General features: G+C 60.4%; 25 protein-coding genes. 13 read left to right on the forward strand and 12 right to left on the reverse strand.

Annotated features, from left to right (window positions below):
* Positions 1 to 3: 3 nt before the first annotated feature.
* Together JTY93_RS09230 and JTY93_RS09235 are read right to left on the reverse strand one after the other, a co-directional pair.
* A complete protein-coding gene (locus JTY93_RS09230; RefSeq protein WP_205478044.1) occupies positions 4 to 486 on the reverse strand; it encodes a GreA/GreB family elongation factor in 483 nt (160 codons plus the stop codon).
* A gap of 13 nt (positions 487 to 499) precedes the next feature.
* The gene (locus JTY93_RS09235) at positions 500 to 868 is read right to left on the reverse strand and encodes a hypothetical protein (RefSeq protein ID WP_205478043.1); all 369 of its coding nucleotides are present in this window, start codon (positions 866 to 868) and stop codon (positions 500 to 502) included.
* Between the two features lie 132 nt (positions 869 to 1,000).
* On the opposite strand from JTY93_RS09235, the gene earP reads away from it, so the two are divergent.
* Positions 1,001 to 2,134, forward strand: a complete 1,134-nt coding sequence (gene earP, locus JTY93_RS09240) for an elongation factor P maturation arginine rhamnosyltransferase EarP (protein WP_205478042.1) — start codon at positions 1,001 to 1,003, stop codon at positions 2,132 to 2,134.
* Between the two features lie 49 nt (positions 2,135 to 2,183).
* Positions 2,184 to 2,756 (forward strand): elongation factor P, encoded by a 573-nt coding sequence (locus JTY93_RS09245; protein ID WP_028615646.1) that lies wholly within the window; start codon positions 2,184 to 2,186, stop codon positions 2,754 to 2,756.
* A 60-nt stretch (positions 2,757 to 2,816) separates the two neighbouring features.
* Here JTY93_RS09245 and JTY93_RS09250 read toward each other — a convergent pair whose 3' ends face one another.
* From JTY93_RS09250 to JTY93_RS09260, 3 genes are all read right to left on the reverse strand, one after another.
* Positions 2,817 to 3,236, reverse strand: coding sequence for an organic hydroperoxide resistance protein (locus tag JTY93_RS09250; protein WP_092235230.1), 420 nt, complete (start codon positions 3,234 to 3,236; stop codon positions 2,817 to 2,819).
* 234 nt (positions 3,237 to 3,470) lie between these two features.
* Positions 3,471 to 3,914 carry a MarR family winged helix-turn-helix transcriptional regulator gene (locus JTY93_RS09255; protein WP_205478041.1) on the reverse strand — a complete coding sequence of 148 codons (444 nt, stop codon included), beginning with the start codon at positions 3,912 to 3,914 and terminating at the stop codon, positions 3,471 to 3,473.
* A gap of 77 nt (positions 3,915 to 3,991) precedes the next feature.
* Positions 3,992 to 4,942, reverse strand: a complete 951-nt coding sequence (locus tag JTY93_RS09260) for a LysR family transcriptional regulator (RefSeq protein WP_205478040.1) — start codon at positions 4,940 to 4,942, stop codon at positions 3,992 to 3,994.
* 108 nt (positions 4,943 to 5,050) lie between these two features.
* On the opposite strand from JTY93_RS09260, the gene JTY93_RS09265 reads away from it, so the two are divergent.
* Positions 5,051 to 5,800 carry a sulfite exporter TauE/SafE family protein gene (locus tag JTY93_RS09265; protein WP_205478039.1) on the forward strand — a complete coding sequence of 250 codons (750 nt, stop codon included), beginning with the start codon at positions 5,051 to 5,053 and terminating at the stop codon, positions 5,798 to 5,800.
* Here the strand turns inward: JTY93_RS09265 and JTY93_RS09270 are convergent.
* The gene (locus tag JTY93_RS09270; RefSeq protein ID WP_205478038.1) at positions 5,790 to 6,671 is read right to left on the reverse strand and encodes a LysR family transcriptional regulator; all 882 of its coding nucleotides are present in this window, start codon (positions 6,669 to 6,671) and stop codon (positions 5,790 to 5,792) included. The two genes, JTY93_RS09265 and JTY93_RS09270, sit on opposite strands and share 11 nt — an antisense overlap.
* A gap of 70 nt (positions 6,672 to 6,741) precedes the next feature.
* Here JTY93_RS09270 and JTY93_RS09275 point away from each other — a divergent pair, with 70 nt between their 5' ends.
* Both JTY93_RS09275 and JTY93_RS09280 read left to right on the forward strand, forming a co-directional pair.
* The gene (locus tag JTY93_RS09275; protein ID WP_205478059.1) at positions 6,742 to 6,951 is read left to right on the forward strand and encodes a DUF1127 domain-containing protein; all 210 of its coding nucleotides are present in this window, start codon (positions 6,742 to 6,744) and stop codon (positions 6,949 to 6,951) included.
* Positions 6,952 to 6,995: 44 nt separating this feature from the next.
* Entirely contained in the window at positions 6,996 to 8,222 is a 1,227-nt protein-coding gene (locus tag JTY93_RS09280) for a winged helix-turn-helix domain-containing protein (RefSeq protein WP_205478037.1), read from the forward strand.
* A gap of 170 nt (positions 8,223 to 8,392) precedes the next feature.
* On the opposite strand, the gene JTY93_RS09285 is transcribed toward JTY93_RS09280, so the two are convergent.
* Positions 8,393 to 9,739, reverse strand: coding sequence for a class II 3-deoxy-7-phosphoheptulonate synthase (locus JTY93_RS09285; RefSeq protein WP_169996769.1), 1,347 nt, complete (start codon positions 9,737 to 9,739; stop codon positions 8,393 to 8,395).
* 142 nt (positions 9,740 to 9,881) lie between these two features.
* On the opposite strand from JTY93_RS09285, the gene JTY93_RS09290 reads away from it, so the two are divergent.
* Positions 9,882 to 10,637, forward strand: a complete 756-nt coding sequence (locus JTY93_RS09290) for a spermidine synthase (protein WP_205478036.1) — start codon at positions 9,882 to 9,884, stop codon at positions 10,635 to 10,637.
* A 354-nt stretch (positions 10,638 to 10,991) separates the two neighbouring features.
* On the opposite strand, the gene JTY93_RS09295 is transcribed toward JTY93_RS09290, so the two are convergent.
* Positions 10,992 to 11,783: a crotonase/enoyl-CoA hydratase family protein gene (locus tag JTY93_RS09295; protein ID WP_205480898.1), complete on the reverse strand. Its 792-nt coding sequence runs from the start codon at positions 11,781 to 11,783 to the stop codon at positions 10,992 to 10,994.
* A gap of 422 nt (positions 11,784 to 12,205) precedes the next feature.
* Here JTY93_RS09295 and JTY93_RS09300 point away from each other — a divergent pair, with 422 nt between their 5' ends.
* Positions 12,206 to 13,879, forward strand: coding sequence for a DEAD/DEAH box helicase (locus JTY93_RS09300; RefSeq protein ID WP_017136163.1), 1,674 nt, complete (start codon positions 12,206 to 12,208; stop codon positions 13,877 to 13,879).
* Positions 13,880 to 14,236: 357 nt separating this feature from the next.
* On the opposite strand, the gene JTY93_RS09305 is transcribed toward JTY93_RS09300, so the two are convergent.
* Complete coding sequence (locus tag JTY93_RS09305; protein WP_205476826.1) at positions 14,237 to 15,004, reverse strand: DODA-type extradiol aromatic ring-opening family dioxygenase; 768 nt, start codon at positions 15,002 to 15,004, stop codon at positions 14,237 to 14,239.
* A 103-nt stretch (positions 15,005 to 15,107) separates the two neighbouring features.
* On the opposite strand from JTY93_RS09305, the gene JTY93_RS09310 reads away from it, so the two are divergent.
* On the forward strand, positions 15,108 to 15,764 hold the full coding sequence (locus JTY93_RS09310) for a thiopurine S-methyltransferase (protein ID WP_205476827.1): 657 nt from the start codon (positions 15,108 to 15,110) through the stop codon (positions 15,762 to 15,764).
* Between the two features lie 56 nt (positions 15,765 to 15,820).
* Here JTY93_RS09310 and htpX read toward each other — a convergent pair whose 3' ends face one another.
* On the reverse strand, positions 15,821 to 16,708 hold the full coding sequence (htpX, locus tag JTY93_RS09315) for a protease HtpX (protein WP_029298042.1): 888 nt from the start codon (positions 16,706 to 16,708) through the stop codon (positions 15,821 to 15,823).
* Between the two features lie 313 nt (positions 16,709 to 17,021).
* Positions 17,022 to 18,233, reverse strand: a complete 1,212-nt coding sequence (locus tag JTY93_RS09320) for a pyridoxal phosphate-dependent aminotransferase (RefSeq protein ID WP_205476828.1) — start codon at positions 18,231 to 18,233, stop codon at positions 17,022 to 17,024.
* Between the two features lie 203 nt (positions 18,234 to 18,436).
* Here JTY93_RS09320 and msrB point away from each other — a divergent pair, with 203 nt between their 5' ends.
* From msrB to JTY93_RS09335, 3 genes are all read left to right on the forward strand, one after another.
* Positions 18,437 to 18,829, forward strand: coding sequence for a peptide-methionine (R)-S-oxide reductase MsrB (gene msrB / locus JTY93_RS09325; protein WP_029298046.1), 393 nt, complete (start codon positions 18,437 to 18,439; stop codon positions 18,827 to 18,829).
* Between the two features lie 183 nt (positions 18,830 to 19,012).
* Positions 19,013 to 19,498 carry a glutathione peroxidase gene (locus JTY93_RS09330; RefSeq protein ID WP_205476829.1) on the forward strand — a complete coding sequence of 162 codons (486 nt, stop codon included), beginning with the start codon at positions 19,013 to 19,015 and terminating at the stop codon, positions 19,496 to 19,498.
* The gene (locus JTY93_RS09335) at positions 19,495 to 19,956 is read left to right on the forward strand and encodes a MarR family winged helix-turn-helix transcriptional regulator (RefSeq protein WP_205476830.1); all 462 of its coding nucleotides are present in this window, start codon (positions 19,495 to 19,497) and stop codon (positions 19,954 to 19,956) included. Before JTY93_RS09330 ends, JTY93_RS09335 begins: the two co-directional genes overlap by 4 nt.
* Here JTY93_RS09335 and JTY93_RS09340 read toward each other — a convergent pair.
* The gene (locus JTY93_RS09340) at positions 19,940 to 22,264 is read right to left on the reverse strand and encodes a hybrid sensor histidine kinase/response regulator (RefSeq protein ID WP_205476865.1); all 2,325 of its coding nucleotides are present in this window, start codon (positions 22,262 to 22,264) and stop codon (positions 19,940 to 19,942) included. The genes JTY93_RS09335 and JTY93_RS09340 overlap by 17 nt on opposite strands.
* A 165-nt stretch (positions 22,265 to 22,429) precedes the next feature.
* Here JTY93_RS09340 and JTY93_RS09345 point away from each other — a divergent pair, with 165 nt between their 5' ends.
* Positions 22,430 to 23,320 carry an ATP-binding protein gene (locus JTY93_RS09345; protein ID WP_029298058.1) on the forward strand — a complete coding sequence of 297 codons (891 nt, stop codon included), beginning with the start codon at positions 22,430 to 22,432 and terminating at the stop codon, positions 23,318 to 23,320.
* Positions 23,317 to 23,799, forward strand: a complete 483-nt coding sequence (gene msrC / locus JTY93_RS09350) for a free L-methionine (R)-S-oxide reductase MsrC (RefSeq protein WP_205476831.1) — start codon at positions 23,317 to 23,319, stop codon at positions 23,797 to 23,799. Before JTY93_RS09345 ends, msrC begins: the two co-directional genes overlap by 4 nt.
* The last annotated feature ends 12 nt before the right edge of the window (positions 23,800 to 23,811 follow it).

The following is a 23,811-nucleotide window of genomic DNA, read 5'->3' on the forward strand; positions in this document are numbered from 1 at the left end:
GATCTAGCGGGCCTCGGTCACCACGAATTGTTGCCGGGCGCCCGCCACCAGAATCTCCACCTCATCCCCTTCGAATTTGCCCAGCAGGCTTTTGCCCAGCGGCGAGCGAGGGGTGATGACGGTCACCAATTGCCCCACCACATAGACTTTCAGGCCTGCCGCGTCCGGCGCGAGGAATAGCCATTGCTGGCGGCCGTTGTCGTCTTCCAGGCCGAGCAGGGCGCCTACTTCAATGCCCCGTTGTTCATCGTAGGGTCGCAGGTTGAGGTTTTGGCACAGCACCAGTGATTGCCTGATTTCCTCCACGCGCTTGGCTTGTCCGGCGGCGAGGTAAGACGCTTCCAGGCCCAGGGTGTCGTACTTGTTCTCGGCGATGTTTTCTTCGTGGGTTGCGGTTTCGTAGGCGGTTTGCGCGGCGCGTTGCGCCACATCCAGGTCGGCGGAGAGTTTTTCCAGGATCAACTGGAGGACGGCGTGTTTATTCATGGGGGCGTGCGGCTCAATCACAAAATTGCAGGACGTTGGCCCGGCTCTTGTCGTTGGGGGCGTTCTGGTCCTGCTGGAGCCAGAACTGGCATTTGGGGTTGGACAGATTGCGCGGGTTCGCCCGCGTCTGGTCCAGGGCCTGTTGCTGTTCCTGCTTGTGCAGGTTCTGTTGGTATTGCTCAAACATCCGGTTCGGTGGCTCTGGTGCAACGGCGGGCGGCTTGCCCAGTTGTTGGACGGCTTGGCTGACGGCGGCCACGGGCTGTTCAAGCAGGTAGCGCGAGGCCAGCCAGCCTGTCAGCGCGATGGCGACAAAGCCCAGCCACAGGCCCAGGGCCACGGCAATACTGAGTTTGAACATCGACAGCGGGCGATCGGACATGGCGGCCTCCTGGCATACGGTTGCGGTGAGCGAAGGATTGTCGCATAGCCGGCGTGCAGAATAATCGCGATCAACCCTTCTGCATGGCGGCATTTATGCGGACAATCGAGCCTTTGAATGATGGAGCCCGGAATGAAAGCCCGCTGGGATATTTTTTGCAGCGTCGTCGACAACTACGGCGACATCGGCGTGACTTGGCGCCTGGCCCGGCAATTGGCTGCGGAACACGCCTGCGTGGTGCGCTTGTGGGTCGATGATTTGCGGGCGTTCGAACGCATGTGCCCAGAGGTGGATGTGCAGTTGGACCAGCAGTGGCAAGAGGGCGTCGATGTGCGGCACTGGTCACCGCACTGGGCGGCTACGCCAGCGGCCGATGTGGTGATTGCCGCGTTTGCCTGCCAATTGCCCCATGACTATATGGAGGCAATGGCTGGGTGTGAGCTCCCGCCACTGTGGATGAACCTTGACTATCTAAGCGCCGAGGAATGGGTCGTCGGTTGCCACGGCCTGCCGTCGGTGAAGTTCAAGGGTGTGCAAAAGTACTTCTTCTTCCCGGGGTTTCGTTCTGGTACGGGCGGCTTGTTGCGTGAGGCCGGGCTGATTGAACAACGGCAGGCCTTTCAGCGTGACCCGCAGGCTCGGCAACAATTCCTGCAGGCGCTGGGTGTCTTTCCCACGCAGGGCGCCCGTTTGATGTCGCTGTTTGCCTATGAAAACGTCGGATTGGCCAGTTGGCTGGACGTGCTGGCCGCTGATGGGCAAGCCACTCATCTGCTGGTGCCGGAAGGGCGCATCCTCGGCGACGTGCAGCGCTGGCTGGGTGTCGAGGTGTTGGTAGCAGGTGATATTCATCTGCGCGGTACGCTGACGATCCAGGTACTGCCGTTCGTGCGGCAGGAACAATACGACCGCCTGTTGTGGTGCTGCGATTTCAACGCCGTGCGCGGCGAAGACTCCTTTGTGCGTGCGCAATGGGCTGGGCGCCCGTTGCTATGGCACATCTATCGCCAGGACGATGATATTCACCTGGACAAGCTCGATGCCTTCCTCACGCTCTATACCCAGGGCCTGTCTGTACCTGCGAAAGCTGCGCTGATTGCCCTATGGCAAGCCTGGAACACGGACAGCGATATGGCCTCAAGCTGGAAAATCCTGCTTGAGCATTGGACGGAACTGACCGTACACGCCGAAAAATGGTGTCTGGAACAGGCCTTGCAGGCTGATCTTGCGACGGCGCTGGTACAGTTTTATGAAAATTGGATATGATACGCGACCTTGATTTTTGTAAATCCCATCCAAATTTCGGATATTCGTAATGAAAACTGGTAAAGAACTGAAACCCGGTACAGTGATCCGTCTCGAAAACGACCCTTGGCTGGTTCAGAAAGCTGAGTTCACCAAGTCTGGTCGTAACAGCGCAATCATGAAGACCAAGCTGAAGAACCTGCTGACCGGTTACAAGACCGAGATCGTCTACAGCGCCGATGACAAACTGGACGACGTAATCCTCGACCGTAAAGAAGCGACCCTGTCCTTCATCAGCGGCGACACCTACACGTTCATGGACACTACCGACTACACCATGTACGAGCTGAACGCTGAAGATATCGAAGCCGTTCTGCCGTTCATTGAAGAAGGTATGGAAGACGTCTGCGAAGCCATTTTCTTCGAAGAGCGCCTGGTTTCCGTAGAGCTGCCGACCACCATCGTGCGTAAGGTTGCCTACACCGAAGGTTCCGCTCGTGGCGACACTTCGGGCAAAGTGATGAAGCCGGCCAAGCTGGCTAACGGTACCGAACTGCAAGTGGCCGATTTCATCGAAATCGACGACCTGATCGAGATCGACACCCGTGAAGGTGGTTCGTACAAAGGTCGCGCCAAGAAGTAATTCTGGCGTTACTGATAAAAAACCCGACCATGAGTCGGGTTTTTTGTGCCTGTTTGCCAGTCACACCGTGATATGCAGGCGCACATCGACGTTGCCACGGGTGGCGTTGGAGTAAGGGCAGACCTGATGGGCAGCCTCCACCAGGCTTTGCGCTTCGTCGTGTTCCAAGCCGGGCAGGGACACGTGAAGGTCGATGTCCAGGCCAAATCCACCGGGAATCTGGCCGATGCCCACATGGGCGGTGATCGAGGCGTCATCGGGGATTTTACGCTTGCTCTGGCTGGCGACGAATTTCAGGGCGCCGATAAAACAGGCCGAGTAGCCAGCGGCGAACAGTTGTTCCGGGTTGGTGGCTTGACCGCCAGCGCCGCCCAACTCTTTTGGCGTAGAAAGTTTCACATCGAGGATGTTGTCGCTGGAAACGGCACGACCATCACGGCCGCCGGTGGCGGTGGCTACTGCGGTATAGAGAGTTTGCATGGGAGACGCCTCGCGGTTTTATTTGCGCTAAAAGTTTGCGCGCTAAGTAAGTGGCGAGGTGAATGTATCGCGCAAATCTTTAGCGCGCAATATAAATTTCCAAACTAATCCCAATCCCCTGTAGGAGCCGGCTTGCCGGCGAAAAGCCCGAGTGCGACGCGCGGCGCCAGGCACCCCGCGTTATCGCTGGCGATTTTCGCCGGCAAGCCGGCTCCTACAGGGGCCTCTATTCGGTCAGACGCTACCCTGCAGGTTCCTGCGCAACTCCAGCAAATCCGCCTGCAGCTTCTGCAGTTGCTCCATCTGCATCCCGCTGGCGCCTAGGATGCATGGGGGAACATCCACGGCCTTGTCCCGCAGCGCTCGGCCGGTTGCGGTCAGCTCAACGACGACTACGCGCTCATCGCTACGGCTACGGGTGCGACTCAACAGGCCCTCAGCTTCCAGGCGCTTGAGCAGTGGTGTCAGTGAGCCCGGATCGGTGAGCAGGCGGCTACTGATTTCGCCCACGGTCAAACCATCTTCTTCCCACAACACCATCATCGCCAAATACTGTGGGTAGGTCAGGCCAATGGCTTGCAGCAGGGGTTTGTAGACCTTGGTCATCAACAACGACGTGGAGTGCAGGGCAAAGCACAGTTGGTTGTCGAGGAGCAGGGAATCGCAAGGGTCGGTCATGGCAGTGCCTTAAAACGTATTTGCTCTGGAATCTAGCGGCCAAACCTTTAACGCGCCAGATAATTCTGTCGTAGCAGTCAGCCCCAACCGCTTTGCAGCGCCAGATCCCACGGTGGGATAGGGCTGAAACGGCTCTTGAGGTACTCCAGTAGCAGGCGGCTGCGGGCGTTGGCATGTTGTTCCAGGCGTAGGGCGTAAATGCCAGCGCTTTCGGCGTTAGGCAGGCCGTTTTCGCAGAATAACGGCATCAGTTCGCCACGCACTAGATACTCGCTGGCCAGCCAGGTGGGCAGGTGTGCGATGCCCAGCCCGGCCAGGGCGCCGGATAGCAGGGCTTCGGCATTGTTGGCGCTCATGCGGATACGCTGCGGACGGTAGGTGTTCTTACGGCCATCGAGTTCAAAGCGCCAGGCGAACATTGGCGCCAAGCCTTCCCAGTCCAGGCCATCATGTTCATTCAACTGGCTGGGGTGGGTCGGCGTGCCGCGGTTTTTCAGGTAGGCCGGGCTGGCGCAGGCGATGCGCACGATGCTGGCCAGCGGTGTGGCGATCAGCCGTGTATCGACGATATGCCCCGCGCGCAGTACCAGGTCAACCTTGCCCAAGTGCTCGCCCTGCATGTCGACAAAGCTGTCGATCAAGTGCAGGTGCACATCCAGCCCCGGGTAGACGGTCAGAAAGTCTGCGATTGCCGGCGCCAGGTGTCGCCGGCCAAACGCGGCGGGTGCATCCACGCGAATCAGGCCTTCGGGCGCATGGCTCAAGGACACAGCCTCGGCACGGGCCAGTTGCAACTCCCGGACAATCCGCCTTGCACGCTCGGCAAATGCCGTGCCTGCAGGCGTGGGCAGCACCGCATGGGTACTGCGCAGGAATAGCCGGCTACCCACGGCGCTTTCCAGGCTGTCGATCCGACGGGCCACAGCGGAGGGCGTGAGTGGGTGGCGCCGCGCGGCAGCAGAAAAGCTGCCTGCCTCCAGCACATCGAGGAACAGGCTCAGTTGATCAGTCAAGGTGGTGGGGTTCATGAGGGTGCGCTTGTGCGGATTTGGCATAGCCATTGTGCGTTGCTGTGCGTTTCCATGCTAGAGGGGACTGCGTAGCATGCAGGGCTCGAGACGGCGGAGTGTTGTGTTGTGGTGGATCTAGCGATGTATGTGCTGCTGGGCATAGCCCTGGGCACCGTGGGCGGATTGTTCGGCATTGGTGGCGGGCTGATCGCAATTCCGGTACTGGGCGTGCTGGTCGGCCTGGATCAGCAAATCGCCCAAGGTACTGCGCTGGTGATGGTTGTGCCCAATGTCATGCTGGCGCTGTGGCGTTATCACCAGCGCAATCGGATCGAGCTGCGCCATGCCTTGCCACTTGGACTCATGGGTTTTTGCTTTGCTTGGTTGGGTTCGATCTGGGCTGTGGGTATCGATGCAGGTGTCATGCGCATTGGCTTCATTGCGTTTCTGGTGGCGCTGTCGGCGTACAACCTGTTGCGCATGGTCACCCGCAATGCGCCTCCTTCAGCGCAGATGCGCTATTCCTGGCCGTGGCTCGGGGTATTGGGGGCGGTGTCCGGCTCCATGGGCGGCTTGTTCGGCGTCGGTGGTGCGGTGGTTGCTACCCCGGTGTTGACCAGCATTTTCGGCACCACCCAAGTGGTCGCCCAAGGCTTGTCCCTGGCGCTAGCTTTACCCAGTACCAGCGTCACCCTGGTGACCTATGCCTGGCATCAGGAAGTGGACTGGCTGATCGGCGTGCCTCTGGCCGTCGGCGGGCTGCTCAGCATCAGTTGGGGAGTGAAGATCGCCCACGCGTTGCCGGAGCGTTTGCTGCGCGGGTTGTTCTGCGGCTTCCTGGTGGTGTGCGCGGTGATGCTGACCTTTAAGGTCTGAAGCCCTCAAGAATGTACTCGGCCAGGCATTCGGTGATCGGGGAGGCCATGGCTGGATTGCGCAGCATCCGTAAATTGACCATCGGCAGTGGGCCGAAACCCTCGTCGCTGCCGAGTATGCGCAGATCGTCGGTGACCAGGCTTTCCATCATGACCATCGCCGCCAGACCTGCGCCGACTACCGCTAGAATCGCGGCCCCGTTGGAGCTGTGATAGGCCAGGCGGTACGGACGCCCCGAGGCATCCAGCGACGCGGTGGCCCAGTGGGTGCAATAGCTGTCCATGCCGGAAATCGCCAGGGGCAGGACTTCGTGCTCGTCCACGCAGAAGCATTGGGATGCCACCCAGACCATACGTTCGTTGCGCAGCAGTTCCCCAACTTCGCTCCCCGGTTCGCGGCTGATGACGGTCAGTGCCAAGTCACGTCGCTGCATCAACACCGGCGTGCCTTCGCAGTGCATCTCGATCTGGATCAGCGGGTACGCTTTGGAAAACCGCTTGAGAATGCCGGGCAGGTAGCGCATCACGTAGTCGTCCGGCGTGCCGATCCGCACCAGCCCGACCATGTGCGGCTCGCGCAATGTATTGAAGACTTCGCTGTGCAGCTTCAGGATGCGCCGCGCATACCCCAGCAGCACCTGGCCCTCGGGCGTGAGCCTGACCTGTCGGCCGTCACGCTCGAAGAGCTTGCGTTGCAGCACGTCCTCTTCCAGGCGCTTCATCTGCATGCTGACCGCTGACTGAGTGCGATTGATCTGCTCGCCAGCACGGGTGAAACCACCCAGGTCGGCAATGGCAACGAAGGTGCGCAGTACTTCGGTATCGATACTCGGGTAATTACGCAATTGATCAATCCTAGAGATGTATTTCATAAGAAACATTCGTTGGATTGATGTTAGCGCCAGGCACAGACTTTAGTCATCCCCACTGGAGGGCGAGATGATGAAAGGTCAAAAAAAAGAGGATGGGGTGCTGGCGAAGCGCCCGTTTGTTGGGCTGTTTCAAAGGGTTTCACGTTGGTACGCGCTGCAGTGCGAGCGGCAGTTCCTGGCAGAGCTGAGTGATGAATCTCTCAAGGATATCGGCTTGTCCCGGGCAGATGTCGAGCAAGAGCGCCACCGGCATTTCTGGAATGATCCGTTGGGTAAATGATGGGGGTTCGCGCTACAGTCTGCGGGCCTAATCAGGAGATGCACATGCCCGCAGATCTGAGTTTCTCCCTTAAGCAGGCGCGCCGCATGGCGCTGGCGGCCCAAGGCTTTTCCGGGCGCCAACCGCCTGCGCAGGTCAAGGCCGTGCAGGTCAATCGCCTGATCGAGCGCCTGGGGGTGTTGCAGATTGATTCGGTCAATGCCGTGGTGCGTTCCCACTATCTGCCGCTGTATTCCCGCCTGGGCAGTTATTCCCCGCTGCTGCTCGAACAGGCCGCCTGGAGTCAGGGGCGGCGGCGCATGTTGTTTGAATATTGGGGGCATGAGGCCTCGCTGCTGCCCATGGCCCTGTATCCGCTGATGCGCTGGCGTATGCAGCGTGCGTCCGAGGGGCAGGGGATCTATCAGCAGATGGCGCGTTTTGGACGCGAGCAACAGGCCACCATCCGCCGGGTATTGGCTATCGTCGAGCAGCAGGGCGCGTTGGGGGCTGGCAGCCTGTCGACCCGTGAGGAGCGCGCCGGGCCCTGGTGGGACTGGAGTGAGGAAAAGCATGCGTTGGAATGGTTGTTTGCCGCCGGCCTGGTGACGGTGGCCGGGCGCCGTGGTTTCGAGCGGCTGTACGACCTGCCGGAGCGGGTCATTGCGCCGGCGATTCTGCAACAGGCGCCCTTGAGTGAGCACAGTGCCCAGCGTGGCCTGCTGCTGCATGCCGCGACGGCGTTGGGCGTGGGGACGGAAAAGGACCTGCGCGATTACTTTCGCCTGGAACCGGCAGACAGCCGCGGGCGCCTTGCCGAGCTGGTCGAGGATGGGCAATTGCAGGTCTGCCAGGTCCAAGATTGGAAACAGCCGGCGTATTGCCTGCCTGAGCCGAGTGTTCCACGCAAAGTGGCGGCCAGTGCCTTGCTGTCGCCCTTCGATTCATTGATCTGGGAGCGTAGCCGTACCGAGCGGCTGTTCGACTTCCGTTATCGATTGGAGATCTACACCCCGCAGCACAAAAGGGTTTACGGCTATTACGTGCTGCCATTCGTGCACAACGAACGGATTACTGCGCGGGTAGATTTGCGGGCCGAGCGTGCCAACGGGCGGCTGGCGGTCCACGCGGTGCACGAGGAAGAACCGGGGTTGGACGAGGCGGGAATGTTGGCGTTGGCGTTGAACTTGCGGCAAATGGCTGATTGGCTGGGGTTGGAGCAGGTGCAGATCAATTGTCAGCGGCACAGTGCGGCCCGGTTGCGGGTGGCGATGCTGCAAGCGGTCAGATAGAGCAGCTGTGGCGAGCGGGCTTGTCGGAACGCCGCATCGCCCGCGCTGGGCTGCGAAGCAGCCCCAGTAAGCCAATGCGGTGTATCAGATACTGCGTAGTTGCCTGGTTTTAGGGCTGCTTCGCAGCCCAGCGCGGGGCGAGCCCGCTCGCCACAGGGGGATTCGCGGCCCTAGCGTTTGACCTGCTTCAGCGTCTCGGCAATCAGGAACGCCAGCTCCAGCGACTGATCGGCATTCATCCGCGGGTCGCAGTGCGTGTGGTAGCGGTCCGACAAGCCATCTTCGGTAATCGGTCGCGCACCACCAATGCACTCGGTGACATTTTGCCCGGTCATTTCGATATGAATCCCGCCGGCGTATGTACCTTCGGCTTCATGGACCTGGAAGAATTCCTTCACTTCGCTGAGGATCTGCGCGAAGTCCCGGGTCTTGTAGCCGCTGCTGGCCTTGATGGTGTTGCCATGCATCGGGTCGCTGCTCCACAGCACCTGCTTGCCTTCGCGCTGCACGGCGCGGATCAGGTTGGGCAGGTGATCGCCGACCTTGTTGGCGCCCATGCGCGCGATCAGGTTCAGGCGGCCGGGGTCGTTGTCCGGGTTGAGAATGTCGATCAGGCGAATCAGGTCGTCAGGATTCATGCTCGGGCCGACCTTGACCCCGATCGGGTTGTTCACCCCGCGCAGGAACTCGACGTGTGCACCATCGAGCTGGCGCGTGCGGTCGCCGATCCACAGCATGTGGGCCGAGCAGTCGTAGTAATCATTGGTCAGGCTGTCGCGGCGCACGAAGGCTTGCTCGTAGTTGAGCAGCAGCGCTTCGTGGGCGGTGAAGAAGCTGGTCTCGCGCAATTGTGGCGAGCTGTCCATGCCGCAGGCGCGCATGAAGGCCAGGGTCTCGTCGATGCGATCCGCCAGTTGGCTGTACTTGTCGGCCAGGGCGGAGTTGGCGATAAAGTCCAGGTTCCACTTGTGCACCTGGTGCAGGTCGGCAAAACCGCCCTGGGCGAACGCCCGCAGCAGGTTCAGGGTGGCGGTGGACTGGTGGTAGGACTGCAACAGGCGGTCGGGGTCCGGGACGCGGCTTTTCTCGTCGAAACCAATGCCGTTGACGATATCGCCACGGTAGGCGGGCAGGGTGATGCCGTCGATGGTTTCATCGTTGGCCGAGCGCGGCTTGGCGAACTGGCCGGCCATACGCCCGACTTTGACCACTGGGCAGCCGGCGGCGAAGGTCATGACAATGGCCATCTGCAGCAACACTTTAAAAGTGTCGCGGATCTTGGCTGCGGAGAACTCGGCAAAGCTCTCGGCGCAGTCGCCGCCTTGCAGCAGGAACGCGCGACCCTGGGTCACCTCGGCAAACTGGCGGCGCAACTCCCGGGCTTCACCGGCGAAGACCAGCGGCGGGTAACTGGCCAGGCTCTGCTCGACCTGTAGCAAGTGCGCGGCATCGGGGTAGTGGGGTTGTTGCTGGATCGGCAGGGCGCGCCAGCTGTCGGGGCTCCAAGGTTGGCTCATCGTGAACTCGAATGAATGTCGGGAGCGTGCATGTTATCAGCAATTAGTGCGTGACCTGCTGGCGCTGCTTGGCCGACAATCGCGCCTTTCCCGCTTGCTACCAGGCGGCTTGCACCCGTGCCCGGGCCCATTAGGAGATGAAATGACTGAGGAGCGCGTCGAGCGCCTGTTGGCTGAGGTCCACGATGACTTCGGCATGATCCGTGTGCTGGAAGTGGCGGACTACCGCTTTCTCGAGTTTGGCGATGCCATCGAGCAGAGCTGTGTGTTCACCGCCGACCCCAGCTGGCTCGAGTACGACTACACCCGCGCCATGTTGATTGGCGCCTTGTGCCATGAGCAGCCCGAAAGTGCGCTGTTCCTTGGCCTGGGGGCCGGGACGCTGACCCAGGCCTGCCTCAAGTTCCTGCCCCTGGAAGATGTCGAGGCGATTGAGCTGCGCCCGGACGTACCGCGCCTGGCCATCGAGTACCTGGGGCTTGATGATGACCCGCGCTTGTACATCCGCGTGGGCGATGCGTTGGAGTTGCTGGAAACTGCGGAGCCGGCGGACCTGATTTTCGTCGACCTGTATACCGATGTGGGACCTGGGGTTGGCCATCTGGCCTGGACCTTCCTGGAAAACTGCCAGAAGAAACTCAACCCAGGCGGTTGGTTGGTGATCAACCAGTGGGCGACCGATGATGGCAAGCCGCTGGGTGCTGCGCTGTTGCGCGGGCTTTATCATCGGCACTACTGGGAGTTGCCGGTGAAGGAGGGCAATGTGATCCTGATCGTGCCGGCGGATCTGGACCAGATCCTAGACCTGGCGGCGGTTTCTGCGCGGGCCGAGGCGATGGCGCCGCGCCTGGGGTATTCGTTGCAGGCGTTGATCAAGGCGGTTCGGCCGGCGACTTAGGTGCCTGTACTGGCCCATCGCGGGCAAGCCCGCTCCCACAGGTGTACGCGGTCAAATGTGGGAGCGGGCTCGCCCGCGATGAGCATAGGTATCTACACAATTTTGCTGCATCGCATAAACCCAGGCAGATAGGGCTGTTGTGGCGAGCGGGCTTGCCCCGCGCTGGGCGGCGAAGCCGCCCTAAACCCGGCTATCGCGGTTTATCTGAAGAAACGCGGCGGGCTTATTGGGGCTGCTTCGCAGCCCAGCGCGGGGCAAGCCCGCTCGCCACAGGGAAGATCGTCAGCTTCTGAAAGTTGTGTAGATGCTTATGCCGCGATGAGGCCATCATGGACAGCGACCTACTGAGTCTGTTTACAACCCTTTGAACACCCCCGGCCGCTTCTCCAGCATCGCCCTTACACCCTCCTTGGCATCCTCGCTGCCCAGCAACTTCTCCACCAGCACCGGCAACCCCGCAGCTGCCGCGCTTTCACCTTCATCCCTAGCCTGGCGTGCTGACATCAAAGTCGCCTGCACGCCCAACGGCGCCTGGCTGGCAATCCGATTGGCCAGGGCCAGCGCCCGGGGCAGCAGGTCTTCGCTGGCCATGACCTCTTGCACCAATCCCAGGCGCAGGGCTTCATGGGCATCGAACTCATCGCCAGTCAGCAGCCAGCGCATGGCGTTGCCCCAGCCGGCAATCTGGTGCAGGCGCAAGGTAGCGCCACCAAAAGGGAAGATCCCACGCTGAACTTCCATCTGCGCAAAGCGTGTATTGCTGGCGCACAGGTTGATGTCAGCTGCGAGCATCAACTCGATACCGATGGTCAGGCAATAGCCCTGGACGGCAACGATCACCGGTTTGCTGACGCGTGGCCCGGCGAACACGCCCCATGGATCACAGCCTCCCAGCGGCGGTTGCCAGCCCTGGGCCATGGTGTGGGCGACGTTGATCAGGTCCAGCCCGGCGGTGAAGTGGTCGCCATGGCCGAACACTACGGCCACGCGGGCTTCTTCATTGCGATCGAATTCGCCGTAGGCCAGGCTCAGTTCGTTGAGCAGGTCGAGGTCAAAAGCGTTGCGCTTGGCGACCCGATCGAGCCCCAGCAGCAGGACATGCCCTTGTAGTTCACGGCTGACGCGGCTGCTGCTGGCTTGATTCATGGGGAGATCCTCGGGCGCGAAAGGCAGTTTCGGACCGAAGGGCCCACTGCAAAAGGTGAAGCGTTTAAGCGCAATGACCAACAGGGCCGGGCCTTTGAAAAATAGACGCTCCTGCACGGATGCGCAAAGCCTGTGACACAGAGCAGTTGAATGGGCTTTTGCGATAAAAAAAGCTCCCTTTTTCAGGGATTTCCGGTATAGTGCGCGCCGGCCTTTAACCGGGCCGCGTTTAGGTAGCGCAATTCCCCGAAGTCAGCTTCGGCTGCACGTCCGCACAGCGGACTCTCCCTTGACGAATCTTTTTCATTCATTCGTTTTCGCAAATCCCCGCCGACAAAGCAGCCAGGGCGACTCTTGAGTCTCAACACGGCATGCGCAGCTTTGGAGCATGGGTCTTTGCGGATGCACTTAGAGGCAGACCCATGACCCAGGAAACCGGCGGCTTCGCCGCTTTTAATCTTAACCCGAACATTCTTGCTGCCGTCATCGCGACCGGCTACGAAGAACCTTCGGCTATTCAGCAGCAATCGATCCCGATCATCATGGCCGGCCAAGACATGATTGGCCAGGCGCAAACCGGTACCGGTAAAACCGCCGCGTTCGCCCTGCCTATCCTGCATTGCATCGATCCTGCCAAGCGCGAGCCGCAAGCCCTGATCCTGGCGCCAACCCGTGAGTTGGCGCTGCAAGTAGCAACCGCTTTCGAAACCTACGCCAAGCAAATGCCGGGCGTTACCGTTGTGGCCGTTTACGGCGGCGCGCCTATGGGCCCACAACTGAAAGCAATCCGTAACGGCGCACAGATCGTTGTCGCCACCCCGGGCCGTCTGTGCGACCACCTGCGTCGCGACGAAAAAGTGCTGTCGACCGTGAACCACCTGGTTCTCGACGAAGCTGACGAAATGTTGAAGCTGGGCTTTATGGATGACCTGGAAGTCATCTTCAAGGCGCTGCCACCGACCCGTCAGACCGTACTGTTCTCGGCCACCTTGCCACAGTCGATCCGTGCTATTGCCGAACGCCATCTGCGCGATCCGCAACACGTGAAGATCCAGACCAAGACCCAGACCGTTACCGCGATCGAACAGGCTCACCTGTTGGTTCACGCTGACCAGAAGACCTCGGCTGTATTGAGCCTGCTGGAAGTCGAAGACTTTGACGCCCTGATCATGTTCGTGCGCACCAAGCAAGCGACCCTGGACCTGGCCAGTGCCCTGGAAGCCAAAGGCTATAAAGCCGCTGCGCTGAACGGCGACATTGCCCAGAACCAACGTGAGCGCGTGATCGACTCCCTCAAGGATGGCCGCCTGGACATCGTTGTGGCGACCGACGTAGCTGCTCGTGGTCTCGACGTTCCGCGTATCACCCACGTGTTCAACGTTGACATGCCGTACGACCCAGAGTCCTACGTTCACCGTATCGGCCGTACTGGCCGTGCCGGTCGCGAAGGTCGTGCACTGCTGCTGGTGACTCCGCGTGAGCGCCGCATGCTGCAAGTGATCGAGCGTGTAACCGGTCAGAAAGTTGCCGAAGTCCGCCTGCCGGATGCCCAGGCCGTTCTCGATGCGCGCATCAAGAAACTGACCAACAGCCTGTCGCCACTGGTGGCTGACGCTGAATCGACCCACGGCGACCTGCTGGACCGCCTGACCGCCGATATCGGTTGCACCCCGCGTGCCCTGGCTGCAGCCCTGCTGCGCAAGGCTACCAACGGTCAGGCTCTGACCCTGGCGGCGATCGAGAAAGAACGCCCACTGGTGCCGAACAACGCACCGCGCGGTGATCGTCCAGAGCGTACGGGTGACCGTCCGGACCGTGGTGATCGTGAGCGTCGCGCTCCGGTTCCATTGGCTGAAGGCCGTGCTCGCTGCCGTACCGCGCTGGGCGCGCGTGATGGCATCGCCGCCAAGAACCTGCTGGGCGCTATCCTCAACGAGGGTGGCCTGGCACGTGAAGCGATCGGTCGCATCCAGGTGCGTGACAGCTTCTCCCTGGTGGAGCTGCCGGAAGATGGCCTGGAGAAGTTGCTGGCCAAGCTGAAGGACACCCGCGTTGCCGGCAAGCAGCTCAAGCTGCGTCGCTATCGCGAAGATTGATCGGCCTGCAGGCTGATTGATCGAACATAAAAAATCCCCGACTGGTTCGGGGATTTTTTATTCCTCGGATTTCACCTGGCCCTGGCTGCTATGGGGAAGGCATAAGTATCTACACAACTTTCAGAAACTGACGAACTCCCCTGTGGCGAGCGGGCTTGCCCCGCGCTGGGCTGCGAAGCAGCCCCAATAAGCCGAATGCGTTGTACCAGATACACCGCAGCGGCTGGTTTTGGGGCTGCTTCGCAGCCCAGCGCGGGGCAAGCCCGCTCGCCACAACTGCGCTATCTGCCTGGATCTAGGCGTTGCGGCAAAGTTGTGTAGATACCTATGATGGGGAAGGGGGACAAGCCTGCGTTGTTAGTCAAATCGATAGATATCCATCCCCAAGGCGCCCAGGGTGAACCCCTGGTGCGCCACACTGAACTGCCCACCCGCGCCGCGTGCGAAGTACAACGGCAGCAAGTGCTCATCGCTGGGATGGCTGCGTACCGCATAAGGCGCTTGCTGGCGGTAGTCGTGCAACGCGGCCTCATCCTGTGTGGACAGTTTGTCGACCACCCAGTCGCGAAATTCCCGCGCCCAGGGCTCAATGCTTTCCGGGCCGGCGCGCCAGTCCAGCTCACCGAGGTTATGGGTAATGCTGCCGGAACCGATCAGTAGAACGCCTTCTGTGCGTAAGCTCGCGAGAGCCTGCCCGATCCGGGTTTGCAGCGCGGGCCCCATATGGCTGGGCAAGGACACCTGCACCACGGGGATATCGGCCGCCGGATACATCAACGACAGCGGCACCCAAGTGCCATGGTCAAAAGGACGCTGGTTGTCGAGGCGGGCCTGTAGGCCATTGGCGGTGAGCAGTTCGACGATCTGTCGTGCGAGTGCAGGGTCGCCGGGCGCTGGATACTGCACCGCAAACAGTTCGGGAGGGAAGCCACCGAAGTCGTGCCAGGTCGCTGGGGCAGGGTTGCCACTGACCAGTAGTTCATGGCTTTCCCAGTGCGCGGACACCACCACGATAGCCTTGGGCCGTGGCAGGGCATCAGCCAGTCGCTCCAGGGCCGGCCCGCTGGCGCCAGGTTGCAGGGCAAGCATGGGCGAGCCGTGGGAAATAAACAGGCTGGGGAGCATGGGCGGGGTCCTCAAGGTTAAGATGGGACCATCTTCAATCAGATCATTGATCTAAATCTAATATAAGTTTTAGCGCTATTTGATCGAATTTTCAGGACTACTCATGGACTCCACCTTTTGGCATGACCGCTGGGCAAGCAATCAGATCGGCTTTCACCTGCCCGAGGTCAACCCCTACCTGCAGCGGCACTGGCCGGGCCTCGGGTTGGCCAATCAGGCACGGGTACTGGTGCCGCTGTGTGGCAAAAGCCTGGACCTGATGTGGCTGGTGCAGCAGGGGTATGGGGTGCTGGGTGTGGAGCTCTCGGAAAAGGCAGTCCAAGAGTTCTTCCAGGAGCATTGCCTGGTTGCGCAAGTCAGCCAGCGGGGAAGCTTCAAGGTTTATCAGGCGGGCGCTATCGAATTGTGGTGCGGCGATTTTTTTGAATTGAGTCGTGAGGATGTAGCGGGCTGCACGGCCCTCTATGACCGTGCGGCGCTGATTGCCTTGCCGCCGTTGATGCGCGAGCGCTACACGGCGCATTTGCAGGCGATTGCGCCACAGGTGGAAAGTGGTCTGCTGATCAGTCTGGATTATCAGCAGGTCCAGAAAGCAGGCCCGCCATTTGCGGTCAGCGACGCTGAAGTCCATAGGCTACTGGGAGCGCACTGGCGGCTGAGCACCCTGGAGCAACGGGATATCCTGGCCGAGAGCCCGAAGTTCGCCCAGGCTGGCGTCACGCGGCTGGAGGAGCGGGTCTACCAGTTGGCGGGGCGGTAAAATCTGCGGCCACAAAAAAGGGGCGATTGGATCGCCCCTTTTTTACTTGCTGGCTGTCAGCCGCGACGACGCAGCGCGTCAATCCGCTCTTCCAGCGGTGGGTGGCTCATGAACATGCGCGCCAGGCCTTGCTTGACGCCGCCATTGATGCCGAAGGCATTCAGGGTGTCAGGCATATGCACTGGCAGGCCCTGTTCGGAGCGCAGGCGTTGCAGGGCGCCGATCATGGCGGCAGTACCGGCCAGTTGGGCGCCGGCTTCGTCCGCGCGGAATTCGCGTTTGCGCGAGAACCACATCACGATGGAGCTGGCGAGGAAGCCCAGTACCAGTTCGGCAAAGATGGTCGCCACGTAGTAGGCGATACCCTGGCCGCCTTCGTTCTTGAAGATCACCTTGTCGACAAAGTTGCCGATGATCCGCGCAAAGAACATCACGAAGGTGTTCACCACGCCCTGGACCAAAGCCAGGGTCACCATGTCGCCGTTGGCGACGTGGCCGATCTCGTGGGCCAATACAGCCTTCACTTCGTCGGGCGAGAAGCGCTCCAGCAAGCCCTGGCTGACGGCAACAAGAGCATCGTTCTTGTTCCAGCCGGTGGCGAAGGCGTTGGCCTCGTAGGCCGGGAAGATCCCGACTTCCGGCATCTTGATCCCGGCTTCGCGGGACAGTTGCTCGACGGTCTGCAGCAGCCATTGCTCATGCCGGGTGCGCGGCTGGGTGATGATCTGGGTGCTGGTGCTCATCTTCGCCATCCACTTGGAGATGAACAGCGAGAAGATCGAGCCGGCAAAACCAAAGACGGCACAGAAAACCAGCAGCTGATTGAGGTTCAGATCAACCCCGTTGGCCGCCATGAACCCGTTGAAGCCGAAAAGGCTCAGGGTGATGCTGGCAATCAGCACGACCGCCAGGTTAGTGGCCAAGAACAGCAGGATGCGCATCATGGTTGTAGAATTCTCCTCATGCTTAATATGTCGCGTACTGCGGGGTATATAAGGTGCGGCACTGGGCTATTCAACCGGGCGACTATTTCAAACTGTGTCCTACAGCTTGAATGTAGAGCCGTGAAGGGAATTTCTGACTCTGGATGTCGCTGGAAATTCCCGTTCGGCAGCCTTGGAGCCCCGTGATTGTTGGGACGTACAGAGTAGAAGGGAATCGGGGCAGGGTAGAAGGTGTTTCTGCCCGATGCGGGCAAAGATGTGTTGCCAGATACTCGCTGTACGACCTGTAGCGGGTCGTACAGCGAAAGCACGGTTACTGGCGATAGGACTTCAGGAAGTTGCCGATGCGCCCGATGGCCATGTCCAGGTCATCCACGCGCGGCAGGGTCACCACGCGGAAGTGATCAGGCCACGGCCAGTTGAACGCCGTGCCCTGGACCACCAGGAGCTTTTCCGACAGCAGCAGGTCGAGCACGAACTTCTCATCGTTGTGGATCGGGCAGATCTTCGGGTCGATCCGTGGGAATGCGTACAGCGCGCCCATGGGTTTGACGCAACTGACGCCGGGAATGTCGTTGAGCAGTTCCCAGGTACGGTTGCGCTGCTCCAGCAGGCGGCCGGCAGGCAGCACCAGGTCGTTGATGCTCTGGTAACCGCCCAATGCCGTCTGGATCGCGTGTTGGCTCGGCACGTTGGCGCACAGGCGCATATTGGCCAGCATATCGATGCCTTCGATATAGCTCTGGGCATTGTGCTTGGGGCCCGAGATGGCGACCCAGCCGGAACGGAAGCCCGCCACCCGGTAGGATTTGGACAGGCCGTTGAAGGTCAGGCACAACAGGTCCGGTGCGAGGGAGGCCGTGCAGATGTGCACAGCGTCGTCATAGAGGATCTTGTCGTAGATTTCGTCGGAGAACACCACCAGGTTGTGCTGGCGCGCCAGTTCCAGCATGCCCAGCAGCACTTCCTTGGAGTACACCGCGCCGGTCGGGTTGTTGGGGTTGATGATGACCAGCGCCTTGGTGTTGGGGGTGATCTTGGCTTTGATATCGGCCAGGTCCGGCCACCAGTTGGCTTGCTCGTCGCACAGGTAATGCACCGGATGGCCGCCGGCCAGGGTCACGGCGGCGGTCCACAGCGGGTAGTCAGGCGCCGGTACCAGTACTTCGTCGCCATTGTTGAGCAAGGCCTGCATGGCCATCACGATCAACTCGGAGACACCATTGCCCAGGTAGATATCTTCGATACCAACCCCTTCCACCTGCTTTTGCTGGTAGTACTGCATCACCGCCTTGCGTGCGCTGAACAGACCTTTGGAGTCGCTATAGCCTTGGGCGGTGGGCAGGTTGCGGATCACGTCCTGGAGAATTTCATCCGGCGCTTCGAAACCAAAGGGTGCTGGGTTGCCAATGTTCAGCTTGAGGATGCGATGACCTTCCTCTTCCAGGCGTTTGGCGTGCTTGAGCACTGGGCCGCGAATGTCGTAGCAGACGTTGGCGAGCTTGTTCGATTTGCTGACCTGCATGGCGATGTGATCCCGAAAATGAACGATCCAGACGATGTGAAGACTACCGTGCTGGGAATCCTGCGTGTGGCCTGACCCTTAAATACGTTTGAATGCCGATAACGCGGGTGCCAGACTGGCGCTTTGAAGAGGCGCAATCATACGTGCCGCCTGATCCGTGGAAAAGACACAGATCAGGCTTTTTCAGTAGTCGAGGTGTATTGATGGAAAAGTTGGATAAGACCCTGGATGAATGGCGGGAAATGCTTGATCCGGCGCAGTATCAAGTGTGTCGCCTCAAGGGTACCGAACGGCCGTTTTCCGGTAAGTACAACGCCACCACGACCGATGGTGTGTATCACTGTATTTGCTGCAATGAACCGCTGTTCGATTCCAAGACCAAGTTCGATGCCGGTTGTGGATGGCCCAGTTTTTATGAGCCGATTGCCGACAGCGCGATGATCGAGATTCGCGACGTCAGCCACGGGATGATTCGCACCGAAGTGACCTGTGCCAAGTGCGATGCACACTTGGGTCATGTATTCCCTGATGGACCGCCGCCTACTGGTTTGCGTTACTGCATCAACTCGGTGTGCCTGGACCTGGTTCCGCGCTGAAATCCCTGTAGTCATAGGGCTGTTATGAAGAGGTGCTTGCGTGGCTAGGGGGCTTGTTGTGGCAAGGGGGACAAGCCCCCTAGCCACAAGGTGATGGTGGGTTATCAGTCTGGTCAATTAAATTGCATGCAATTTAATTGCTCGCTATGTTTCATCTTTCTTCTTTGCCTGCGAGGCGTCCCCATGAGCGACAATCTGCTGACCATTCCCTGCACCACCATCAAGGGCGAGCAAAAGACCCTGGCGGACTTCGCCGGCAAGACGATCCTGGTGGTCAACACCGCCAGCAAATGCGGGTTTACCCCGCAGTACAAAGGCCTTGAGCAGCTCTGGCAGCAGTACAAGGACCAGGGCCTGGTCGTGTTGGGCTTTCCGTGCAATCAGTTCGGCAAGCAGGAACCGGGTAACGAGGGTGCCATTTCTGAGTTTTGCGAGCTGAACTTCGGGGTCAGCTTCCCGCTGTTCAAGAAGGTCGATGTCAATGGCGGCGAGGCCCATCCGCTGTTTGTGCAGTTGAAGCAGCGTGCGCCAGGTCTGCTGGGCTCCAAGGGCATCAAGTGGAACTTCACCAAGTTCCTGATCGGCCGAGATGGCCAGGTGGTCAAGCGTTTTGCCCCGACCACCAAGCCCCAAGAGCTGACCCAAGAGATTGAAGCGTTGCTCAAATGAACGACTTGCCTGCCGTATCCCTGGCTCTGGATGACCAGCTTTGCTTCAAGCTTTACGCGGCCTCCAGGGCGGTGACACGGGCCTATAAACCGATGCTCGACCAGTTGGGCCTGACATACCCGCAATACCTGGTCATGTTAGTCCTGTGGGAATGGCACGCCTGCGCGCCGCACCAGCCGACGGTCAAGGCGCTGGGGGAGCGCTTGTTGCTCGACTCCGGCACTTTGACGCCGCTGCTCAAGCGCCTGGAACAACTGGCGCTGATCAAGCGTCGCCGGAGCGCGGTCGATGAGCGTGAAGTGCACCTCAGCCTTGCCGACGCAGGCCAGGCGCTGCGGGACCGCGTCCAGCCGCTGAAGGCGCGCCTGTTGTGCGACAGCGGCGTGGACCTGAGCCAGGCCGATGCTCTGCGCCAGGGCCTGGACCAGTTGCTGCGGCAAGTCAGAGCGTTGTCGTAGTCGGCACCCAGAGGTCGAGCAGGGCGTTGAGTTCTTCGCGGCGAAAGGGCTTGGCCAGGTAGTCGTTCATCCCGGCGGCCCTGCACCGTTCGCGTTCCTCGGCCAGGGCATTGGCGGTCAGTGCGACAATCGGCAGCTCTGGCCAGCGCCCGCTGCGGCGAATCTGCCGGCTTGCCTCGTAGCCATCCATGACCGGCATGTTGCAGTCCATCAGCACCATATCGAAACGTTGTTCTTCCAACTGTTTCAACGCCTCGCCGCCATGGGCGGCGACCACCACCTCGCAGCCAAGCTTACTGAGCATGCCTTTGGCCACCAGTTGATTGACCGGATTGTCTTCCACCAACAGGATGCGCGCCCGGTGGGCGAGCGGGCTGGCTTCCAATTGGGCCAGGTCGAGGACGATTTCGCTGTCGGCGCGCAGGGTGCGCTGCAAAACCTGATACAACGCGGCGCGGCTCAGCGGGCGTGCCTGCTGTTGCAGGGGCGCCAGCGCGGCCACTTCCTCGCTGGGCATGAAGTTGCCGTAGGCGGTGACCAGCAGGATCGGTGCCCTGACGCTCGGGCGCAGGCGGAACAGGCATTCGGGGCAGTCGGTGATCAGGATGTCCGGTGCAAGGCTGCTCAAATCATCGTCGATCGTATAGCTGCGCGGCGTCAGCCCCCAATGCGGCAGCAGGGTGTGCAGCAGTTCTGCCAAGCCGCTGCTGACCCCAGTAATGACTGCAACTTCGCCGCTCAACGTGCCGGGCCGCGCAGCCGGTGTGTGGGCGGGGAGTGGCAGTTCGGCACAGAACTGGCTGCCGAAGCCGGTTTCTGAGCTGATGGTCAGCCGGCCTCGCATGGCCTCGCAAAGATTGTAGGTCAGCGCCAAGCCCAGGCCAGTCCCGCCGAACTGGCGGGTAATGCCAGCGCCCGCCTGGGTGAAGGGTTTGAAGATCCGTGCCTGGGCCTCTTGGGCAATGCCGATACCGGTGTCACACACTTCGATCCGCACGCCATCGGGTTGGGCACTGAGGCGTACATCGACGCGGCCGAAGCGGGTGAACTTCAAGGCATTGGACAGCAGGTTACTGACAATCTGCCGGACCCGGGTCGGGTCACCCACGACCTGGGCGGGAAACTGTGGGTCGATCAGGCAGGTCAACTCCACACTTGGCGCGGCGTTTTGCGACAGCAGGTTAGCGGTGTCTTCCACCTGGGAGCCGAGGTCGAAGGGGATGCTCTCCAACTCCAGTTGCCCTGCATCGAACTTGGACAGGTCGAGAATATCGTTGAGCAGCTCAACCAGGACTTTGCCGGAGTCATGGGCAATCGACAATTGTTGGCGCTGCTCGGCATTCAGCGCGCTGTCCAGGGACAGCGCGATCATGCCCAGCAGGCCATTGAGCGGGGTGCGGATTTCATGGCTCATGTTGGCAAGGAAGGCCGCACGCGCCTGGGCCATGCCCAGGGCGGTCATTTTCGACGCCTCCAGTTCTTCGTTGGATTGGCTCAGCCGCTGGTTGATCGCCTTAAGCTCGGTGGTACGCGCTGAAACAATGTCTTCCAACTGGCCAAGATACTCGGTCAGGCGGTCCTCGGCGTGGCGTCGTTGTTGGATTTCGGTCTCCATATTCTCGAACTGTTGGTTGGCGACGTTGACCAGCACGCCGATCTCATCGTGTTCGTGCCCGGGCGGGCAATCCAGGCGAGTCTGGGGCGCAGTACCAGGGCTGCGGGTGCTCAGTTCGTGGATGATGCGCACCAAGGGCTGGGTCAGCATCACGTAGAACAGGCCCAGGAGGATACCGGTCAGGATCAGGCTGCGGGCAAAGCCATTGAGCAGGGTGATCTCGGCACGGCGCAGGAAGCGGCTGCCGAACGCGTAGGTGTCGACGTCAAGGCGTAACACACCGAGGGATTCGTCGGGCATATGGGTGAGGTACAGGCGGTCTTCAAACTGGCGGTTGGCGCCGAACAGGAAGTCGCTGATGGGGCGGTAGCTGCTCTCCTTGCGCGGCCTGTCAACGTCAGCCAGCACCAGGCCATTGTTGTCGACCAGTTGCGCCCGGGTAATGGCGGGGGAGTGCAGCAGGCCCAGGGTCAGTTCCTGGGCCAGTTCGGCGTCGATGTTGTAGGCGATGCGTGAGGCCGGGTTGTGACTGATTTCAAGTAGCGCGTGTATTTCACGGTTGATGGACGCGTCTTCGCTGGCATAATCAATGCCGATTTGGATCAGGCTGAGCAAGGTTCCCAACACGAAACCGACCAGCACAGTCAGTCTGGCTTGTTTATAAGACAAGCGGTGGGCGAACTTGATATCCATTGGGTGCTGAGCCACTTTACGTTTCCCTTCGCCCGGCAAGCATAGCTGAACATCCTCGGCGCCAGCCTTGCCCGGCATGAATCGTTTTTCAGGTGCAGCCGTCTGGCAACTGCGTCAGGGTTGCCAATACGCCATCTTTTACAAGAACTTGCCACAGGAATAGTCATGGATTCGCGATTGAATGCCTTTCTTGAGCGGGCCGATGCGGTGCTTGCTCGTCTGGAACCCCTGTTGCCAGCGCCTCGTGCGGTGATTGACTGGAACCACTGCCTGGCGGCTCGCTGGCAGCGCGAGGGGCGCAGCGGTTTTCTGCTGCCGTTGGAAGTCAGCCTGGATATGCGTTTGTCCGACTTGATCGGCGTCGATAAGCAACGCGAGCAATTAGCGCGCAATACCCAGCAGTTCCTCGATGGCCTGCCTGCCAACCATGCGCTGCTCTGGGGCTCGCGTGGCACTGGCAAGTCCTCAATGGTCCGCGCCTTGCTGGCCCAGCATGCCAAGGCCGGCTTGCGCCTGATCGAAATCGAGCGTGACCACCTGGCAGACCTGCCGCGAGTGGTCGAACAACTGCTCAAGTTGCCACAGCGTTTTATCCTGTTCTGCGACGACCTGTCGTTCGAGGCCGGCGAAGGCGACTATCGTGTGCTCAAGAGCGTGCTCGACGGTTCGCTGGAGCAAGCCCCGGAAAACGTATTACTGTACGCCACCTCCAACCGTCGTCACCTGGTGCCGGAAAACCAGAGCGACAACGACAACTGGAAACGCGTGGATGGTGAGCTGCACCCCAGTGAGGCGGTGGAAGACAAGATCGCCTTGTCCGACCGTTTTGGCTTGTGGTTGTCGTTCTACCCGTTCACTCAGGAGCACTTCCTGGACGTGGTGGAGCACTGGATCGGCGAGCTGGCGAACAAGGCAGGCTTGCAGTGGCAGCGCGACGAAGCACTCGACATCCTTGCGGTGCGCTGGGCGACGGGCCGTGGCAATCGCAATGGCCGGTGTGCCTACCAATTCGCCCGCTACTGGGTGGGTCTCAAATTGCTGGAGCGTCAGCCATGATCGATTTACAACAGGCGGGCAGCGGTCTCGATGGGTACGCCATGCTCTGTGCACAGCTGGAATCGCTGCTGGCCGATGAGCGCGACTTTATCGCCAACGCGGCGCAGTTTTCCGCGTTCCTGTACCACCAGCTCGATGACTTGAACTGGGCTGGCTTTTATCTCAACCGGGATGAAGAGCTGGTACTCGGGCCTTTCCAGGGGCAGATCGCCTGCGTGCGGATTCCGTTTGGCCGGGGTGTATGTGGTGCCGCGGCGGCTTCACGGCAAACCCAGCGGGTGGAAGATGTGCATGCGTTTGCCGGCCACATTGCCTGCGACAGTGCTTCGAACAGTGAGTTGGTGGTGCCATTGATCAAGGATGGGAAGTTGATCGGGGTGCTGGATCTGGATAGTCCGAAATTGGCGCGTTTCAGTGCTGAGGATCAGGTGGGGATTGAGCGGCTGGCCGCCATTTTTCTGCGGTTGACGGCCTGCTGAGTAAGCTCCATA

The organism is Pseudomonas hygromyciniae (genome assembly GCF_016925675.1).
Classification (GTDB): Bacteria; Pseudomonadota; Gammaproteobacteria; order Pseudomonadales; family Pseudomonadaceae; genus Aquipseudomonas; species Aquipseudomonas hygromyciniae.